A 16495-nucleotide genomic window follows, 5' to 3' on the forward strand; every position below is an offset into this window, starting at 1 on the left:
AAGAGGCTGGGACAAAAGTCCTAGCCTCTCAATTGTTTTTGGATTGTCGAGCAAGACGCAGTGGTTGAGTGGGCTCTACTACGCTGATTTCATCAGCTTTTACAGCCCTACTCAACTGTGCGGAGGTAGGACGACGAAATCGATTTCTAACGAATTACCGATTTCTGTCCCACTCTCTTTTTGAGGTTAAGATGACCTCAATCTATCTGTGCCTGATGATGTATTGATCATGGTAAAACAAATCTTCGTGAGAAAGCAAGTCTACTCATTTTTTTGAATGATTAGTTCTCCAGATCTAATTTCCCAGACCTGGTCAAAGTTCTTCAGTGCTTCATTCTGTCGGTGTAAAGTAATGATGACAGCACACGGTAAGTCTAGTACTTTTTTCAATTCTGCCTCGAACTGATGAGCATCCAAGGCTGAAAAAGGTTCATCCATAATAACTAATGGACTCTGGCGGTTTTTTTCTCGATTGAGGTACATACGTTGTTGTTGACCACCTGACAGGGATTGAGGAGGTGTTGCTTCGAATTCCGCATCCTTAAACTCTGCGGGGAAAGTATTGAATAGCGTAACATTATTTTCATAACTAGAGATGAAGCTATGCTCTTGTTGCAAGATCAGGCCAAATCTTCCCCAAAGCTGATTTAGAGGAAGATCATTCAGCAAGATCTCGCCTTGGAAATCCTCATCCGTACCATTTAAAATATTGAGCAGGCTACTCTTACCTGATCCGTTCTCTCCTATGAGGGCAATCTTATCTCCTTTGTGAATGGTGGCAAAAGAAATCTTCAATGTTGATTCCCCAAGTTGTTTAGAAAGATTCTTCAATGTGATCGTTTCAAAGGAAGGCTGTGGTGACTGAATTGAAGATGGATGCTTAACAATAGTTTGAAAGCTTTTAATTACAGGTTTTACCGACTCCAACATTTGCAGATCGTAAAGGATTTCTTGAATTGGTTCTGAGAAGGCTGTAATATAACCAAAACTTGCAACCACCTCAGGGATACCAATTTGATGATGATATAGAGAGTAAGCTAGATAGGAAAAGAGAATAAGGCTAATGAATTCAAAAGAAATACCCGTCAAGAGAATACCTGTAATTTTAGTCAAACCATACCCAAGATACTTATCCTGCAAGTTTTTGAGAGAACTTCTTTGTTGCTCTATAAAATGAGGTAGAGTAAGTTTGTTAACTAGGTGATGTCCTCGGAATAGATCCTCCAAGGTCCGATAATAATCACCTTGCTTTTCAAGATAGGTTTGTCTACGCTTCGCAGTCAATTGACCAACGATCTTTGGAATTTGAATACTGATGGCTGTTGAAATCAGTAGGATCAGTGCCACTATAGGATTGATCGTTCTGGTAATAATGATGGTATAAATCAAAATTCGTAGAATCTGCTTAAAAAAACTCATCAGTGGAGGTAGATAATCTTTTTCCAGTGAGTCAAGATCATTAGATTGATAAGAAATGTATTCTGCGACTGTTTTCTGCTTGAAATCATGGTGGGCAAGTCCTAAAAGAGATTGAAACCAATCGTTCTTTAGATTTGTCGAAAAGAGAATGGCCTGTTTCCAGTCAAGTCGCATTTGGATGTAGTTGCAAGTCAGGTAACCTATAACTGCGATGCAATAACCTGACAAAGCTATTTGATAGTGGCCACGAATTAACTCTTGTGTAAAGTATGGAAGAAGAGCCGTACAAATATTGGACAGGCCACTAAAGAGAAAATTAAAGAAAAGATACCAGCGCAAAGGCTTAAGGTATTGAAACATAGACGAAACTCCTTGATAAAGCTATAACATAAAACTGATAATGACATAACAGCCCAGTTACATTAATGAGCAAATAGGGGCATTAGTTAGAAACTTTCATTTTTGTAAAATATAACTAAATTATAGCATATGATGAAGTCAGTTTATTAATTTAGAAGAGGTTTGTCCATGTATTTCTCAAAAAAATTTGATATTAGGATGATTCTGTAGGCGTGTTAATTTAAACAAAAGAACTGCTAGCGACAGGAGATGCTGCCAGTGGAACCTACTTGCCCCCAAGTAATGGAGCTGATCTATCATGGAAGCAAACAATCTCTTTAGGATGGCAAAAACATCAAGCAATCCTAAACAAAGTGAAGAATCCGAAGGTTGAAACGTTAGAAGACAAACTCTCAAAAATGTCACATGCAGAACTGGAGGAAGAGTATGGAGGGGTGATTCAAGCCTATAAAAGATTTACGACTATGGGGCAGGGTGATGTGGTTCTCTCCAAGTGGGATATGAATGATCTCAAATTGTTATGGAAGAGATATAATGAAGTTAAGGATGATCATTTAGGGTTATCACCTTCAGAATTAGCCAAGGTGGACTCCAAATTTAAGAAACGTATCGATGCAATGGATCAAGAAGCGTTAGAAGAGGCCTACCCTGAACTTAAAACATTGATCTCCATGGCTCATGTGAATCCATATGCACAACTATTTAAATCTGAAACAGAGCGAGCTAATTATCATTACCTACTAGACCGTTATTTCTTTTTAGATAGTCAAAAAATGCTCAGTTGGCGAGATCCTGCTTTTCAAACTAAATATGATTATTATATAATTGAAGAAGGTATTGATCCTTTTACAGGTAAACCTGCTACACAGGAAGAAATCAATCGTGCAAAAAATATCAAGAAGGTGAGAGGTTTTACTGATAGCCTCCAACTAGCAATTACCTTGTATACATCTTATGTTGGATATAATCAGTACTACAATAAACCCTATACAACGTTCTTGGATGTATATAGTAAGGTAAAAGGGAAGATTCCTGTCTTCAATAGGAAACCAGTAATTCCTGTTTTTTCAAATAGATATTCAAAAATAGATTTTACTCAAACTGACTTTGATGTTGAGTTAATAAGAGGTAGATTGAAAACTGATCCAGATACGGCTTTTTTCTGGTCAGGACGAACAGATGGCATTGGAGGAATGGATGTTGCGAAAAAAATAGCAAAAAATAAAGGAGGAGTTACATTAGAATCTACGATTGATGATACGAACATTGTAATGCCTGAATGGGATTTTAATACTCCTTCAAGTGTAACAGCTTGGGAGGAAGCTTCGAATGTTTACGCAGAGCAAGTATCTGGTGAAATAAGAGCTGTAGTTGGTAGCGAACTACGACCAGGAAATATTTGGGAAAACATCGAACTACCAAGATTGAAGGCCAATCCAAATGTTACTAAGGTTACAACAATAGATCCTAAAACAGGGGTAGAAAAAATTATATTCGAGAGGTAGAAATGAAAATTACAGGAACAAGATCAACAATTACTTTTGATTTAGAGAATGGTTTCCTCTTAAAAGCACAAGGAGAATTGCTGATCAATAAAAAATTTGTTGTTTATAAAGATAGTATGACACAATGGGAGCCTCCTCATGAGAATCTTCCGATAACTCAAAGAGAAATAGAAAATATTATTAATACAGCTAAAAAAATGGAGAGCAATCAAACTATTCAATTAGACTTTGTATAATTATATTGTATTCTAAGAGAAATAAATCTCTATACAGGTGGTCAGGTTGTCTATCATGGGACCAAACTCCTAGGTGGAAGCGAAGAAGATGTTCAAACCGCAAACTTTATCGGGAACATCGTAGGAGGTTATGTGGCCTCCTCAGCAACCAGCAAGTTTAGTTTGAATCAACCTATTTTTTCAAATCGATATTCAAAAATAGATTTTACTCAAAACAGAAGACCATTATAAAACATTTTAAAAAAATAGAATAGAGGTTTGAAATCCTGAAAAATAGAATTCATTACATTACGAAACTTGAAATGCAAGATCGATTGCCTTTCAGTGGCTTTGTAGCAAATTTTGATGGGAAGCAGATCCAAAACAAAGAAGAACTATTTCGTTTTCTTGAAAAAAATGTCGGACTTCCTGATGCCAATAATTGGTCATCTATTACAGATTGGCTGACAGACTTATCATGGATAAAAGCTGAAGAATACAACTTTATTCTTGAAAATTATGATAGCTTCTTAAAAGATGACTTATCATCTAAAGACTTATTTTTAGAAATTTTGGAAGAAGATATTCTTCCTTGGTGGGAATGCGATGTTGAAAAGCATGTTGTTGGCAGTAAGGTCAAGAGTTTTCAAGTTTACATAGTAGAAAATTAAAAATAGGACAAAGTTTTAAGGAGCTACCTTAAGGTAACCACTTATGTTGGATATAATCAGTACTACAATAAACCCTATACAACGTTCTTGGATGTATATAGTAAGGTAAAAGGGAAGATTCCTGTCTTCAATAGGAAACCAGTAATTCCTGAGGTGAACCATAAGGTAGATATCAATGGTAAAACTATAACAGAAACCACGAGACCTTATGAGCGTGAACATATTTTACGAAATATAGAAGAAAGCAGGCTTGCGAGGGAGAGTTCAGGGTTTAAAGACTTTTCAACCACGAGGCTTCAGCCGGTAGTCAAGCCTCAGCCTGCACCTAAGAATTTAGATGTTGAGGGACCAGTAGTAAATAATATTCGATCTAAATATCCCGATTTGCAAACTTATGAATATAATTCATATACAAATCCTGGTCCACTAAATGATTTAAGAGGTCAGCCTAATGTTAATTTTTATGGGGGACGGTATGATGTTGAAGTTTTGAAGTCTCCTAAAATATTATACCGAACTGGCGACCAAAGCAATCCGCTAGGGCAATGGTTTACAGAATCAGCCCCACATTCTGAGATAGAAGTTAGAATAAATACGGCAGTAAAACCAATTTGGACAGATCGTTCAGGAAACTACACTGGCAGCTCTCCTTTAAATACAGTTTACGAAATAAAAATACCAGCTGGCACAACAATATACAGAGGACCTGTTGCGAGTCAAGGAGGCATCTATCAAGGTGGTTTGGAATATGAACAAATTTTTATTGAAACTCCGTGGAAAATAGAAGGTGTAGAGGTTATTAGCTCAAAACCATTAAATTAGTGAGGAAAGAAATGAAACGAAAAGAATTATTAGATAATATCAAATTAATATTACCACTATTAAATCAATACAATGATGGGACAATTCATGTACAAATTTCATTTCTACAAGGATTAGAATGTGCATTGGAAAATGGTGACTCACTCCCTACAATAAGAGAAATTAAAGATATCCTTTATCCTCCAAGAGGAGGTCTATCAGACTTTTTTGTTTGGAAGAATGATTATTTGGAACGACTAAAAATTAATGAAGAAATTGAAGCCTACAATAATAGATTATGGGAGCTTTTAAATCAAATAGAAAACTTGGAATCATAGTAAATGCATCAAATTTTAAAATTAGAAGCATTTCATCAATCTCATACAAGAATTCCAAGCGGAAATGAAGCATCTGCTTTTGAAGATTTTTGGAAACCAGGAGGACAAACCTTCCCAGGAAATATGCCAGAAGGCATCATGAAAGATATTAGTACCCAAAGAGGAGAACATACATGAAATATAGTAAACTAGGCTGGGAAGAAGTTAGTAAGTTTGAGGAAATAAAAGGTTATGGACAACATATTTGGCGACATCATGAGAAATATTTTTTTGTTACTGATGAAGGAGGAATAGCTGAACAGAGGGTAGTCTATGAATTACCATTAGAACTATTTCAATCACCCTACCAAGTTTTTCTGAGTTACTTGAAAAGTCTAACTTAATTTGACAATTTAGGCAATAAAGAAATCCTAGACAAGCTTTTGAGCTATTCAGAAGACTTGAAATACCACTATAATCTCTATCAGCTCTTGCTTTTTCACCTTCAGAATAAGGAACCAGAGAAATTTTTTGGACTCATTGAAGACAATATAAAGAAGGTTCATTCTCTTTTTCAGACTGTCTTTAAAACATTTCTAAAGGACAAAGGGAAAATCATCAATGACCTTCAGTTATCCTATTCCAACGCAAAATTGGAAGCGACTAATAATCTCATCAAACTTATCAAACGCAATGCCTTTGGTTTTCGGAACTTTGAAAACTTCAAGAAGCGAATTTTCATCGCTCTGAATATCAAAAAAGAAAGGACGAAATTTGTCCTTTCTCGAGCTTAGCTTTTCTTCAACCCACTAAAGTTGACAAAAAGCCGTAGATTTTAGGTATTTACCTTGTCTACTTAAGAGGTATCATATCATCGAGATAAAGGTGATTTGTTTGTTCCTAAGAATTAGGTTTTAGGTTTGACTTGTGGCAACTTCTGGAAAAAGCTTGTCTAGAATTTTTGGAGTGATAGCTTGTCCAGGACCTTCAGCACAATAGGTGTGAATATACATAGCGGGATTGAAGTTGAGCTCGATACAAGTGAAATGAGGTTTTTCCTTGCTAGCAGGCTGAGTTTTATCTGGAATGATGAGGTCAACCCCGCAAGCCCAGGCCCCCATGCTAGTTGCCATAGCTGCTGCCAATTCTTGGTAAGAGGAATCTATTGTCTCAGTGACATCAATAGAGTCACCACCCGTAGAAATGTTGGAGTTACGGCGGAGATTGACCTTTTTCCCTTCTGGGAGAATATCATCAGGTGCATAACCTTGCTGAGTCAACATCAATTGTTCGATGTCTCCTAGCTTAATGATTTCCAGAGGTGAGCGGTGGTCACGGCCTCGCAATGGATTGGCATTTTTCTGAGCGACTAATTCACGAATGGTGTGTTTGCCATCACCGACAACATTAGCAGCGACACGAAGGAGGACAGACTCACAACGCCCGTCCAGAATGAAGAAACGGTATTCGGTTCCTGGGATAAATTCTTCAACAAGAACAGCTGTATCTTCTTCAAAGGCAATCTCGAGAGCTTTCTTATAGTTATCAAGGCTGGCAGGCTCTTGGAAAATGGAAATGCCCAGACCGAAGTTGGTTGATTTTGGTTTAACCACAATTTGCTTGCCCTTGATAAGAGGATAGTAGGCTAGACCTTGTTCTAGACTGGTAAATTCGTCGCCGGCAGGGACAGGGAAGCCAGCATCAGCCAGGATTTTTTTGGTCACGGTTTTATTAGCCATGGCAAGAGGAACTACATAGTTGTCTTTTGAGGTCATGTTACCATTTTTGACGTACTCAACATGATCTTTATGCCAGAGTTTAAGGAATTGATCCTGCTCATCTAGGATTTCAAAATGAAGCCCTTTTTGAATGGCATCAAAGAGCAGCATCTGGGTAGAAAGTTCCATCTCCTCATAACCCTTAAGGGCATAGTGGGCAGTCCAGTCGTAATCATGATAGGCAAGCGCCTTGTCAAGGGCAAAGTCAGAAAGGGACTTGTCTTTGATATGAGGAAGAAGTTGAGCAGCTAGTGTCTGACTGGAATCTGCAAAGGCATCTTTAACTTGTTTGACCAGCCCTTGATGATAGTCACCAAGCCCAAAATGTTGCACCAGTTGGTCTAGAGCTGTCGTAATGTTCTGAGTTTCAGCTTCAGAAGGTAGAGGTTCTAAAGGATGAGAGAGGGCAATTTTTTCATTCAGCGCGTGACCTTGAGCCAGAGCCTGATCAACATTTTCAGGGGCATCCAGCCAGAGGAAGGCTAGAAGGAGTAGGTGTACGGTATCCATGGTAGTTTGGCTAATACCGATACGCTCAAAGGGGTTGAGGTCGAAGTTACGGAATTCTAGGTAGGTGATTCCCTTGTCAAGGAAGGAGCGATTAACCTTTTGTCCACGGAAACGAACAGCCGAGTAAAATTCCTTTTCCGCAATCAAATCACCTTGTTCGATATAGTTTTCGATGGCAGAGACATAGTCTTCTAGGCTTGCAAAAGATACTTGTATTTCTTCCTTATTGACATAGCCGTGGTCACTGTTACGGAAGGAACGCACAGGTTCTGGAACTTCTTGGTCGAAGAATCCTTGCTCAGCAATAGGTGCAGCCCCAAAAAGATAGGTAATCACCCAACGGTAGCGCAAGTAGTTTTGAGCCAGCTTAAGATAGAGGGCGTTTTTGAAAGCAATTATATCAATCTGGTCACTTTCTTGGAATAGGGCTTCAACCAAATCTTTCCCTAGTTCCATATTATAGTGGATACCTGAGATAGCTTGTAGTTTAGTTCCGTATTTTTCGGCCAGGTAGTTACGATAATGGCGTTCAAATTCATTTTCCAGTTGGGCAACTTGGATTTCTTGGGCGTTGATACGAGGAGGCATGGACAAGGGCCAGAGAAGTTCATCTTTACTGATGGAACGTCCAGCTACATCGGTAATGGCTCCAAGAAATCGACGAGCCTCAGTGGTAGATTTAGCAACTGGTGTGATGAGTTCCATCTGAAACTCACAAAAATCTGTTTGAATATAAGGGTGGAAACTTCGAGCTCCTAGCCATGAAGGGTGAGGCGTATGTGCTAATTTTCCCTGTCTATCGACACGAAGACTTTCGCGTTCAATTCCAAAGTTAGCTTGAAGGATAGGGCTAGTAGGCTCCAGCTTTTGAAGCAGTTGATTTATAGTCATAGAGTCACCTTTTCATCTAATGTTAGTGATAGTCTATTATAAATAGGAGAAGAAAACAACTTTCCGCTACGGTTAAGGGGAATTTCCGAATGTTTCAGATAAGAATTCTTAAAACCAATTGTTTTTTAGCTCTATTATATGCAAAAATTGTAAAATACCCACTGATTTTTATGTAAAATGTTATTTCTCTTGGAATTTAAATCAAATTAGCCTATACTAATGACGTATATATGAGAACGAAAGAATCCCTAGGGTCGGCACTGCACCCATAAAATGAGACACAAGAAAACACTCCTGTTGAATTCTGGTAAACTAGAAACAGGGGTGTTTTGTTATGGTCAAAAAGCATATTCAGTAGAAACTAAACTAGCCTGTATCGAAATGAAGAAGGCAGGCAAATCAAATAAACTTATCATGGATACCCTCAGCATCAAAAATGCTAGTCAGGCCAAGACCTGGTAGCGATGGTATCAGAATGATGAATTGTACCGTTTCCAACAACCCGTGGGGAAACAATATACTTATGGTAATGGGATGAAACAGTTATCTGAAGTGGAACAGTTACGTTTGCAGGTAGAATTACTAAAAAAGTATCAGAACTTGATAAGAGAATCGACAAAGTAAGTCTTATCAAGCTAGTAGAAGAGTATAAGAAAACGTGCCCTGTATCGATTATTTTAGAATGTTTCGGCGTCAAACGCTCCACCTTTATCGCTGGAAACAGGAGTGTAAGAATTCTCAGAAAAGAGGCGAAATAGCAGATAATGGCTGTATCGAATGGTTTCACTCTGTTCTCAAGTCTGAAACCTTCTATCTCCATAAGTGGAGAAACATAACTGAAGATAGTCTAACAGATATTGTCAAAAATTACATCATATTTTATCCTGATAATTATGTATCACCATTGAAATAGCCTGCGTGGAACTTGTTTAGACACCGTTAGTTGTGGACAAGTTTCTTTTTTTATTTTAGGTGCACTAGATGAATCTCTCCCAAAATGTGTTGAAAATATAAATAGAACTCTGGCTTTCTCCTAATGCAAGTACGGGAAGAGTTGAAAAACTCCAACCTGTAACCTCTCCTCTAGCTATTCCACCTATTTCATGCTAGAATAAAGAAAAACACATTTGGAGGCATTATGAATCAGACAGTGACTTATTTGCAGGAATTGACAGCCATTCCTTCCCCGACCGGTTTTACACGGGAGATCGCAGACTATTTGGTCAAAACCATTGAAGGCTTTGGGTACGAAGTAACTCGGACTGCTAAGGGTGGCGTGAATGTGACCATTCCTGGTGTGATCACAGACAAGCAACGCTACGTCACAGCCCATGTGGATACCTTGGGGGCTATTGTCCGCGCTGTGAAAGCAGATGGCCGCCTCAAGCTGGACCGTATCGGTGGTTTCCCTTGGAATATGATTGAAGGGGAAAATTGTACGGTCCATGTGGCTAATACCGGAAAGACCCATTCGGGTACGATTTTGGTCCATCAGACTTCTTGCCACGTCTACAAGGAGGCGGGGACTGTCGAGCGGACCCAGGACAATATGGAAGTCCGTCTGGATGAAAAAGTAACCAATGAAAAAGAAACTCGTGCCCTTGGCATTGAAGTGGGTGATTTTGTCAGCTTTGATCCCCGAACCATTGTGACAGATACTGGCTTTATCAAATCTCGTCATCTAGATGACAAGGTGAGTGCGGCGATTCTCTTGAATCTTCTGCGCGTGTACAAGGAAGAACAGATCCAATTGCCAGTAACGACCACCTTTGCCTTTTCAGTCTTTGAAGAAGTGGGGCACGGGGCTAATTCTAGTATTCCAGCTGAAGTGGTCGAATACTTGGCAGTGGATATGGGGGCTATGGGAGATGACCAAGCGACGGATGAATACACGGTATCCATCTGTGTCAAAGACGCTTCTGGACCGTATCACTACGAATTCCGTCAGCATTTGGTAGCCTTGGCAAAAGCCCAAGAAATTCCTTATAAGTTGGACATCTATCCTTTCTATGGATCGGATGCATCTGCAGCCATGAGCGCAGGAGCAGAAGTCAAACATGCTCTTCTTGGAGCAGGGATCGAATCTAGCCACTCATATGAGCGGACTCACTTGGATTCTGTAGTCGCAACAGAGCGCATGGTCGATGCCTACCTCAAGAGCGACTTAGTAGATTAAAAATTGGAACTACTCTCCGGAGTAGTTTTTTATAAACTAAAATTTTCTGAAAATTCCTTTTCTTCTGAAAATCTTTGTGGTATAATCTTAAAATAAACTTAAAATTTCTTAAGGAGTTTTACATGAAAAAAAGAAATGTCATTGCACTTGCGGGAGTTGCCCTCCTTTCAGCAGGTATCCTAGCAGCTTGTTCGGGTGGTTCTAAATCATCTAGCTCAAGCAACGGTCAAAAATTCTCATATGTTTATGAGACTGAGCCAGAAAACCTAAACTATATCACATCTGGTAAAGCAGCAACCCACGATATCACTGGAAACTTGATTGATGGTTTGTTTGAAAATGATAAATACGGGAACTTGATTCCATCTCTTGCAAAAGATTGGACAGTTTCGCAAGATGGCTTGACTTATACTTATAAACTTCGTGACGATGCTAAATGGTATGATTCAGAAGGCGAAGAGTATGCGGATGTAACAGCTAAAGATTTCGTCACAGGGATTAAATATGCGGCTGATAACAAATCAGAAATGCTCTACATCATCCAAGATTCTATCAAAGGCTTGAATGACTACGTCAGTGGTAAAAATAAAGATTTCTCAGCTGTAGGAGTAAAAGCAGTTGATGATCATACCCTTCAAATCACTTTGAACCAACCAGAATCTTACTGGAACTCTAAATTGACTCTTGGGATCACTTTCCCTGTCAACGAAAAATTCGTGAAATCAAAAGGGGATAAATTCGCTCAAGCAAGTGACACCAGCTCCCTTCTTTACAATGGTCCTTACATCTTGAAGAGCTTTACTTCAAAATCTTCTATCGAAATGACCAAGAATGAAAACTACTGGGATAAAGACAAGGTCTACATCTCAGATGTGAAATTGGAATTCTACGATGGACAAGACCAAAGTAAATTGGCCAAATCATTCGGTGAAAATGCTCTTAGCTTGGCAAAACTCTTCCCAACTGGATCTGGTTACTCAGAGCAAGCCAAAGAGTTCAAAGACGAAATCACCTACACTCCTCAAGATGCTGCTTCTTATGTTATTGGTACCAACATCGACCGTCAATCTTACAAACACACAGCTAAGAAGACCGATGAAGAAAAACAATCTACTAAGAAAGCTCTCTTGAACAAGGACTTCCGTCAAGCGATCAGCTTTGCCTTCAACCGTGAAGCGTATGCTGCTCAATTGAACGGAAAAGACGGAGCAAGCAAGATCATCCGTAACCTCTACATTCCACCAACATTTGTCCAAGCTAATGGCAAGACCTTTGGTGAAATGGTGAAAACTCAATTGGATACCTACGGAGATGAGTGGAAATCTACTAAACTAGACGATGGTCAAAACGGTCTCTTCGATGCGAAGAAAGCGAAGGAAGAGTTTGCAAAAGCGAAGACTGCCTTGGAAGCAGAAGGTGTGAAATTCCCAATTCACATCGATATGCCTGTAGACCAAACCACACCATCAAGAGTTCAACGGGTACAATCCTTCAAACAATCAGTTGAAGAAGCACTTGGTAAAGAAAATATCGTCATCGATATCCAAATGCTTTCGAAAGAAGACCTTCAAAATGTGACCCTCTTTGCGCCAAATGCGGCTGGCGAAGACTGGGATCTCTCTGATAATGTTGGATGGAGCCCTGACTACCAAGACCCATCAACTTACATGGATATCTTGAAAGCTTCATCTGGTGAAAATACTAAGACTTTCCTTGGATTTGACCCAAGTGAAAACAATGAAGCAGCTAAAAAAGTTGGTCTGTACGACTTTGAAAAGATGATCAAAGATGCTGGTGCAGAAACACAAGACGTCAACAAACGCTATGAAAAATATGCGGCTGCGCAAGCTTGGTTGACTGATAGCGCCCTTGTTATGCCAACTTCTTCATCAACTGGACGTCCATTCTTGACACGTATCGAACCATTCTCAGCTCCATTTGCATGGACTGGTGGTAAAGGAAAAGACCACGTGATCTACAAAGGAATGAAACTCCAAGACAAAGCTGTGACAAGTGCTGATTACAACAAAGCCCTTGAAAAATGGCAAAAAGAACAAGCAGAGTCAAATAAAAAAGCACAAGAAGATCTTAAGAAACACGTTAAATAAGGATCGATAACCGAGGCTGATGCCTCGGTTTTTTGTGGGATCATTTGAATATCAACTTGATATAAAAACGCTTACATAGTATAATAGGAGTGTTGATTACAAAAAGTGAGGAGATTGACATGAAAAAGAAAACAATGGTTTCCATTGTCGCATCAAGTTTATTGATCGCACCGATAGTCTTGCATCAAGTAGCGGCAGCAGACGAGCAAACGGAAGAGTTGGCCCCATCGACAGAAGTGGTCCATGCTCCAGCTACTGAAGCAAGACCGACAACAAGTGAAACAAGTACTGCCACTAGTGAGGAAGCTGCAAGCTCGAATGAGGCATCGCTGGATCGGACGGCAGGTGCCAATCAAGCAACCCCTGCAACAGAAGAACACACAAGACAAAGTGAGCCGACTGTCCCAGTAGCAACTCCAGCAGCAACCAACAGGGAAGCTGCACCTCAATCTGCTCCTACTTCAGAAGCTTCGGCAACAAGTCAGGATTTGGCAAAGGTCACAGGTAGCACCCTTGCAGCGGATCAGGCCTCTAATGAGTTGACGGTCCAAGATGCTGTTAATGGCTTGCTTCAATGGGCAGCAACAGATCCTAGCCAATTGGGCCAAAGCCAAGCAGATCGCGAACGCTTTGCCAAGAGTTTAGGCTTGATTGAAAAATCAGAAGATCTGACCCGTAAGGTCAGTCAGCCAGAATTGGCCAAGATGTATGAAACAGCTAAGAAACTCTACGATGCCTACCGGGCTGAAAAGAAAAGTCCGCTCTTTTTAAATGGTCGTGCCCAGCCTATTTTTCCTTATACGACGGGAAAAAAAGAAGACCAAGACTACAAATATGAAGACAGCCAAATTGTACGTTTCCCAGTCTATGTCGAAACGGACTATGACACCGATGCAGATGGCAAGCCAGACTTGGTCAAAGCCATTGTTCAATTACCAAAAGCAGTCGCGCAAGGCGATTTTAAGGCAGCCACTATTCTCGAAGCGCGCCCTTACGTAGCGGGGACACTAGACGAAAACTACGTGACTCTTGAAAGTTTGGGGCTTCCAACAGACGGTAGCTACGATATGAAGAAACTGCACAGTCAACCTGCAAAGAGACAGCCAGTAAGCAGTGAAACAACAGTAGAAGCAGCGAAAAAGGCCAAGGCATCGGATTGGTATTACTACAGTCCCTACGAGTATATTTATGACTACGAAGATCTGAACTGGTATGACTATTTCTTGGTCAGAGGCTATGCCTTTATCTCTAGCGCCGGACTTGGTACCAAGGGATCAGAAGGATTTAACACGACGGGGTCTGATCTCGAAATCAATGCCTTCAAGAATATCATCGAATGGGTCAATGGCAAACGCAAAGCCTACACTGATAAGACTAGCAATGTCGAAATCAAGGCAGACTGGGCAACGGGTAATGTCGCAATGACCGGTCTATCCTGGGCTGGAACTACGACCTTTGGTGTGGCAGCGACAGGCGTAGAAGGATTGAAGACCATCGTTCCGGCAGCAGGAATAGCCTCTTGGTATGATTATTTCAATAGCCAAGGAACCCAGTTTGGTAATGCACCTTATAGTGACCTTTCATGGCTCTCCCTTTACGTTAGCACACGGATGCTGGACCAAGACGACTGGGCAGGAATTTGGCAAAACTATTCCAACTACATCAACCAATTGAACAAGGACCAGTACGCCCATGATCGTAACTACAGTGATGTCTGGAAGGAGCGGGATTATACCCTTCATCCAGAAAATCTCAAGACCAGCGCCCTGATCGTCCATGGCTTGAATGATGACAATGTCAAGACCAAACATTTTGAACTCATGTACGATGCCCTCAAGAAAGCAGGACAAGATGTCAAGCTCTATCTCCACCAAGGAGATCACGTCTATCCAGCGGCTATGTCACGGGGATACGGCATCACTGCCAATGGTCAGGACTTTTATGACCTGCTCAATACCTGGCTGACCCATTACCTTTACGGAGTGGACAATCACGTCGAAAGCTTGCCAGCGGTTCTAGCTCAAAACAACTATGATCCAAGCAAGTGGACCAGCTATGATAACTGGAAGAGCAGTCAACGTCTCTTCTTGAATGCAAGCTCTAAACGGCTAGAAGAAACCATTTCTAGCGATTATGCTGCTGCAGGTGTTGAAATCGCTAACCGTAATGAAACAGTCAGCAAAGCCTCCTCTAAGGCCAATCTGACCTTTGTTTCTGATGTTACTGAGGACACTACGATCAAGGGCCACATCCCCGTTCATTTCAAGGCAGCTCTTGCCAAAGGTCAAGGAAAGAATTTCCAAATCAACGCTCTCTTGGTAGATGTGGCAGATGAGGATTTTGACGTGGTAGGAAATGGTAGCGTCAAGCAAGATAAAACAGCAGACGCTTTCTGGATGGGAAGCAATTTAAGCAACCTATCTGTTGCCGAATACGAAACCATCAAGACCAAGTACAAGGTGATTGCTAAAGGGTGGATCAATCTTGCGAACCCTGAGTCTGGCTACGATTCATCAAGCTCTCGCGCAAGCATCGAGCCTAAAGTGGGAGAATACCACGATTACACCGTTTATCTCCAACCAAATCTCTATACGGTTAAGAAAGGTCACAAGTTAGCGCTTGTTTTCAACACCTATGACCCATCTGATTTAACGGTGGAGCATCCCTATGAAGTAACCTTTAAGACAGATTCTATCCAGGCAGCGATTCCAATTGTCGAAAAGACCCGCGCCCAAAAGGCAGCCTATGTACCAAGTGCAACAGATACAGACTATGCGAATTTACCAGAAGTTGAAGGTGCTGCTCTAGTCGCTCCAGAAGTCCACTACAAGGAAGAATATAGGCTTCCAAGCCCAGAATACTTTGTCCAACCAAGCCAAACTCTTCCTGAAACAGAAGAGCAGATGCAAAGAGAATCAGCAAGACAAGAGCAATCTCGTCTTACACTAGCTGTATCTTATGGACCTCAATTTGTTTCACCAGGATTGGCAGAGTATCCTCAAGAAGTGACTCCTGCAGTAGGAGGAGAGCAAGCAGACCGTATGCTTCCTCAAACAGGGAGCAAAGATCATGCTCTGGGTCTCTTAGGGGTGATCAGCCTTACAGCTTCTAGCCTCATCTTTTGGCGCAAAAAGAGAGAAGATGCCTAAGGAGTACCCGTAGCAAATATTTCTAAAATGGCATCATTTAGTGTAAAATAAAAGTAGAAATGCTAAATCAGTAGTCACTACTGAAAAAGGAGGAAATATGGCACACGTAATCACAGATGCAACTTTTGAACAAGAAACCAGCCAAGGCCTTGTCTTGATTGACTTTTGGGCAACTTGGTGTGGTCCATGCCGCATGCAAGCTCCAATCTTGGATCAGTTGGCAGAAGAAGTACATGAAGATGATTTGAAAATCTGTAAGATGGATGTCGATGAAAATCCAAATACAGCACGTCAATTCGGTATCATGTCGATCCCAACTCTTCTCTTTAAAAAAGATGGACAAGTTGTCAAACAAGTGGCTGGAGTTCATACGAAAGCGCAATTGAAAGAAATCATTGCAGAATTGAGCTAAAAAGAGAGAGTGGGACAGAAATCGGTAATTCGTTAGAATTCGATTTCGTCGTCCCACCTCCGCACAGTTGAGTAGGGCTGTAAAAGCTGATGAAATCAGCGTAGTAGAGCCCACTCAACCACTGCGTCTTGCTCGACAATCCAAAAATAATTGAGAGGCTAGGACTTTTGTCCCAGCCTCTTT

General features: G+C 40.7%; 12 protein-coding genes and 3 pseudogenes. 13 read left to right on the forward strand and 2 right to left on the reverse strand.

Annotated elements, in window-relative coordinates:
* Positions 1-261 precede the first annotated feature (261 nt).
* Positions 262-1779 carry an ATP-binding cassette domain-containing protein gene (locus I2F76_RS10370; protein WP_049518022.1) on the reverse strand — a complete coding sequence of 506 codons (1518 nt, stop codon included), beginning with the start codon at positions 1777-1779 and terminating at the stop codon, positions 262-264.
* 248 nt (positions 1780-2027) lie between these two features.
* Here I2F76_RS10370 and I2F76_RS10635 point away from each other — a divergent pair.
* From I2F76_RS10635 to I2F76_RS10415, 8 genes and pseudogenes are all read left to right on the forward strand, one after another.
* A pseudogene (locus tag I2F76_RS10635) lies at positions 2028-3284 on the forward strand (hypothetical protein); the annotation flags it as partial.
* Positions 3285-3286: 2 nt separating this feature from the next.
* Positions 3287-3520, forward strand: coding sequence for an Imm74 family immunity protein (locus tag I2F76_RS10385; RefSeq protein WP_003007814.1), 234 nt, complete (start codon positions 3287-3289; stop codon positions 3518-3520).
* A 302-nt stretch (positions 3521-3822) separates the two neighbouring features.
* Positions 3823-4170, forward strand: a complete 348-nt coding sequence (locus tag I2F76_RS10390; RefSeq protein ID WP_003007812.1) for a barstar family protein — start codon at positions 3823-3825, stop codon at positions 4168-4170.
* A 153-nt stretch (positions 4171-4323) separates the two neighbouring features.
* A complete protein-coding gene (locus I2F76_RS10395) occupies positions 4324-4992 on the forward strand; it encodes a hypothetical protein (protein ID WP_195487815.1) in 669 nt (222 codons plus the stop codon).
* Positions 4993-5003: 11 nt separating this feature from the next.
* Positions 5004-5309 carry a hypothetical protein gene (locus I2F76_RS10400; protein ID WP_003007809.1) on the forward strand — a complete coding sequence of 102 codons (306 nt, stop codon included), beginning with the start codon at positions 5004-5006 and terminating at the stop codon, positions 5307-5309.
* A gap of 3 nt (positions 5310-5312) precedes the next feature.
* Positions 5313-5486: a hypothetical protein gene (locus tag I2F76_RS10405; protein WP_195487816.1), complete on the forward strand. Its 174-nt coding sequence runs from the start codon at positions 5313-5315 to the stop codon at positions 5484-5486.
* Entirely contained in the window at positions 5483-5692 is a 210-nt protein-coding gene (locus tag I2F76_RS10410) for a hypothetical protein (RefSeq protein ID WP_031573799.1), read from the forward strand. The genes I2F76_RS10405 and I2F76_RS10410 overlap by 4 nt, the downstream gene beginning before the upstream one ends.
* A gap of 6 nt (positions 5693-5698) precedes the next feature.
* Positions 5699-6082, forward strand: a pseudogene (locus I2F76_RS10415) (ISL3 family transposase); the annotation flags it as partial.
* A 120-nt stretch (positions 6083-6202) separates the two neighbouring features.
* Here I2F76_RS10415 and gshAB read toward each other — a convergent pair.
* A complete protein-coding gene (gene gshAB, locus I2F76_RS10420) occupies positions 6203-8467 on the reverse strand; it encodes a bifunctional glutamate--cysteine ligase GshA/glutathione synthetase GshB (RefSeq protein ID WP_195487817.1) in 2265 nt (754 codons plus the stop codon).
* Between the two features lie 381 nt (positions 8468-8848).
* Between gshAB and I2F76_RS10640 the strand changes: the two are divergent.
* From I2F76_RS10640 to trxA, 5 genes and pseudogenes are all read left to right on the forward strand, one after another.
* Positions 8849-9055: pseudogene (locus I2F76_RS10640) on the forward strand (IS3 family transposase); the annotation flags it as partial.
* Between the two features lie 550 nt (positions 9056-9605).
* Positions 9606-10643, forward strand: coding sequence for a M42 family metallopeptidase (locus tag I2F76_RS10425; RefSeq protein ID WP_061590735.1), 1038 nt, complete (start codon positions 9606-9608; stop codon positions 10641-10643).
* Positions 10644-10765: 122 nt separating this feature from the next.
* Complete coding sequence (locus I2F76_RS10430; protein WP_031573814.1) at positions 10766-12751, forward strand: peptide ABC transporter substrate-binding protein; 1986 nt, start codon at positions 10766-10768, stop codon at positions 12749-12751.
* Between the two features lie 119 nt (positions 12752-12870).
* The gene (locus tag I2F76_RS10435; RefSeq protein ID WP_195487818.1) at positions 12871-15900 is read left to right on the forward strand and encodes a CocE/NonD family hydrolase; all 3030 of its coding nucleotides are present in this window, start codon (positions 12871-12873) and stop codon (positions 15898-15900) included.
* Positions 15901-15997: 97 nt separating this feature from the next.
* On the forward strand, positions 15998-16312 hold the full coding sequence (trxA, locus tag I2F76_RS10440) for a thioredoxin (protein ID WP_003002728.1): 315 nt from the start codon (positions 15998-16000) through the stop codon (positions 16310-16312).
* Positions 16313-16495 lie beyond the last annotated feature (183 nt).

It is taken from the genome of Streptococcus parasanguinis (assembly GCF_015557775.1).
GTDB lineage: Bacteria > Bacillota > Bacilli > Lactobacillales > Streptococcaceae > Streptococcus > Streptococcus parasanguinis_AA.

Bases quoted from the DNA above. Each gene is read 5' to 3' on its own strand.
- gshAB (WP_195487817.1), bottom strand. From the start codon at position 8,467: ATGACTATAAATCAACTGCTTCAAAAGCTGGAGCCTACTAGCCCTATC.
- I2F76_RS10385 (WP_003007814.1), top strand. From the start codon at position 3,287: ATGAAAATTACAGGAACAAGATCAACAATTACTTTTGATTTAGAGAAT.
- I2F76_RS10425 (WP_061590735.1), top strand. From the start codon at position 9,606: ATGAATCAGACAGTGACTTATTTGCAGGAATTGACAGCCATTCCTTCC.
- I2F76_RS10400 (WP_003007809.1), top strand. From the start codon at position 5,004: ATGAAACGAAAAGAATTATTAGATAATATCAAATTAATATTACCACTA.
- trxA (WP_003002728.1), top strand. From the start codon at position 15,998: ATGGCACACGTAATCACAGATGCAACTTTTGAACAAGAAACCAGCCAA.
- I2F76_RS10405 (WP_195487816.1), top strand. From the start codon at position 5,313: ATGCATCAAATTTTAAAATTAGAAGCATTTCATCAATCTCATACAAGA.
- I2F76_RS10410 (WP_031573799.1), top strand. From the start codon at position 5,483: ATGAAATATAGTAAACTAGGCTGGGAAGAAGTTAGTAAGTTTGAGGAA.
- I2F76_RS10370 (WP_049518022.1), bottom strand. From the start codon at position 1,779: ATGTTTCAATACCTTAAGCCTTTGCGCTGGTATCTTTTCTTTAATTTT.
- I2F76_RS10430 (WP_031573814.1), top strand. From the start codon at position 10,766: ATGAAAAAAAGAAATGTCATTGCACTTGCGGGAGTTGCCCTCCTTTCA.
- I2F76_RS10435 (WP_195487818.1), top strand. From the start codon at position 12,871: ATGAAAAAGAAAACAATGGTTTCCATTGTCGCATCAAGTTTATTGATC.
- I2F76_RS10390 (WP_003007812.1), top strand. From the start codon at position 3,823: ATGCAAGATCGATTGCCTTTCAGTGGCTTTGTAGCAAATTTTGATGGG.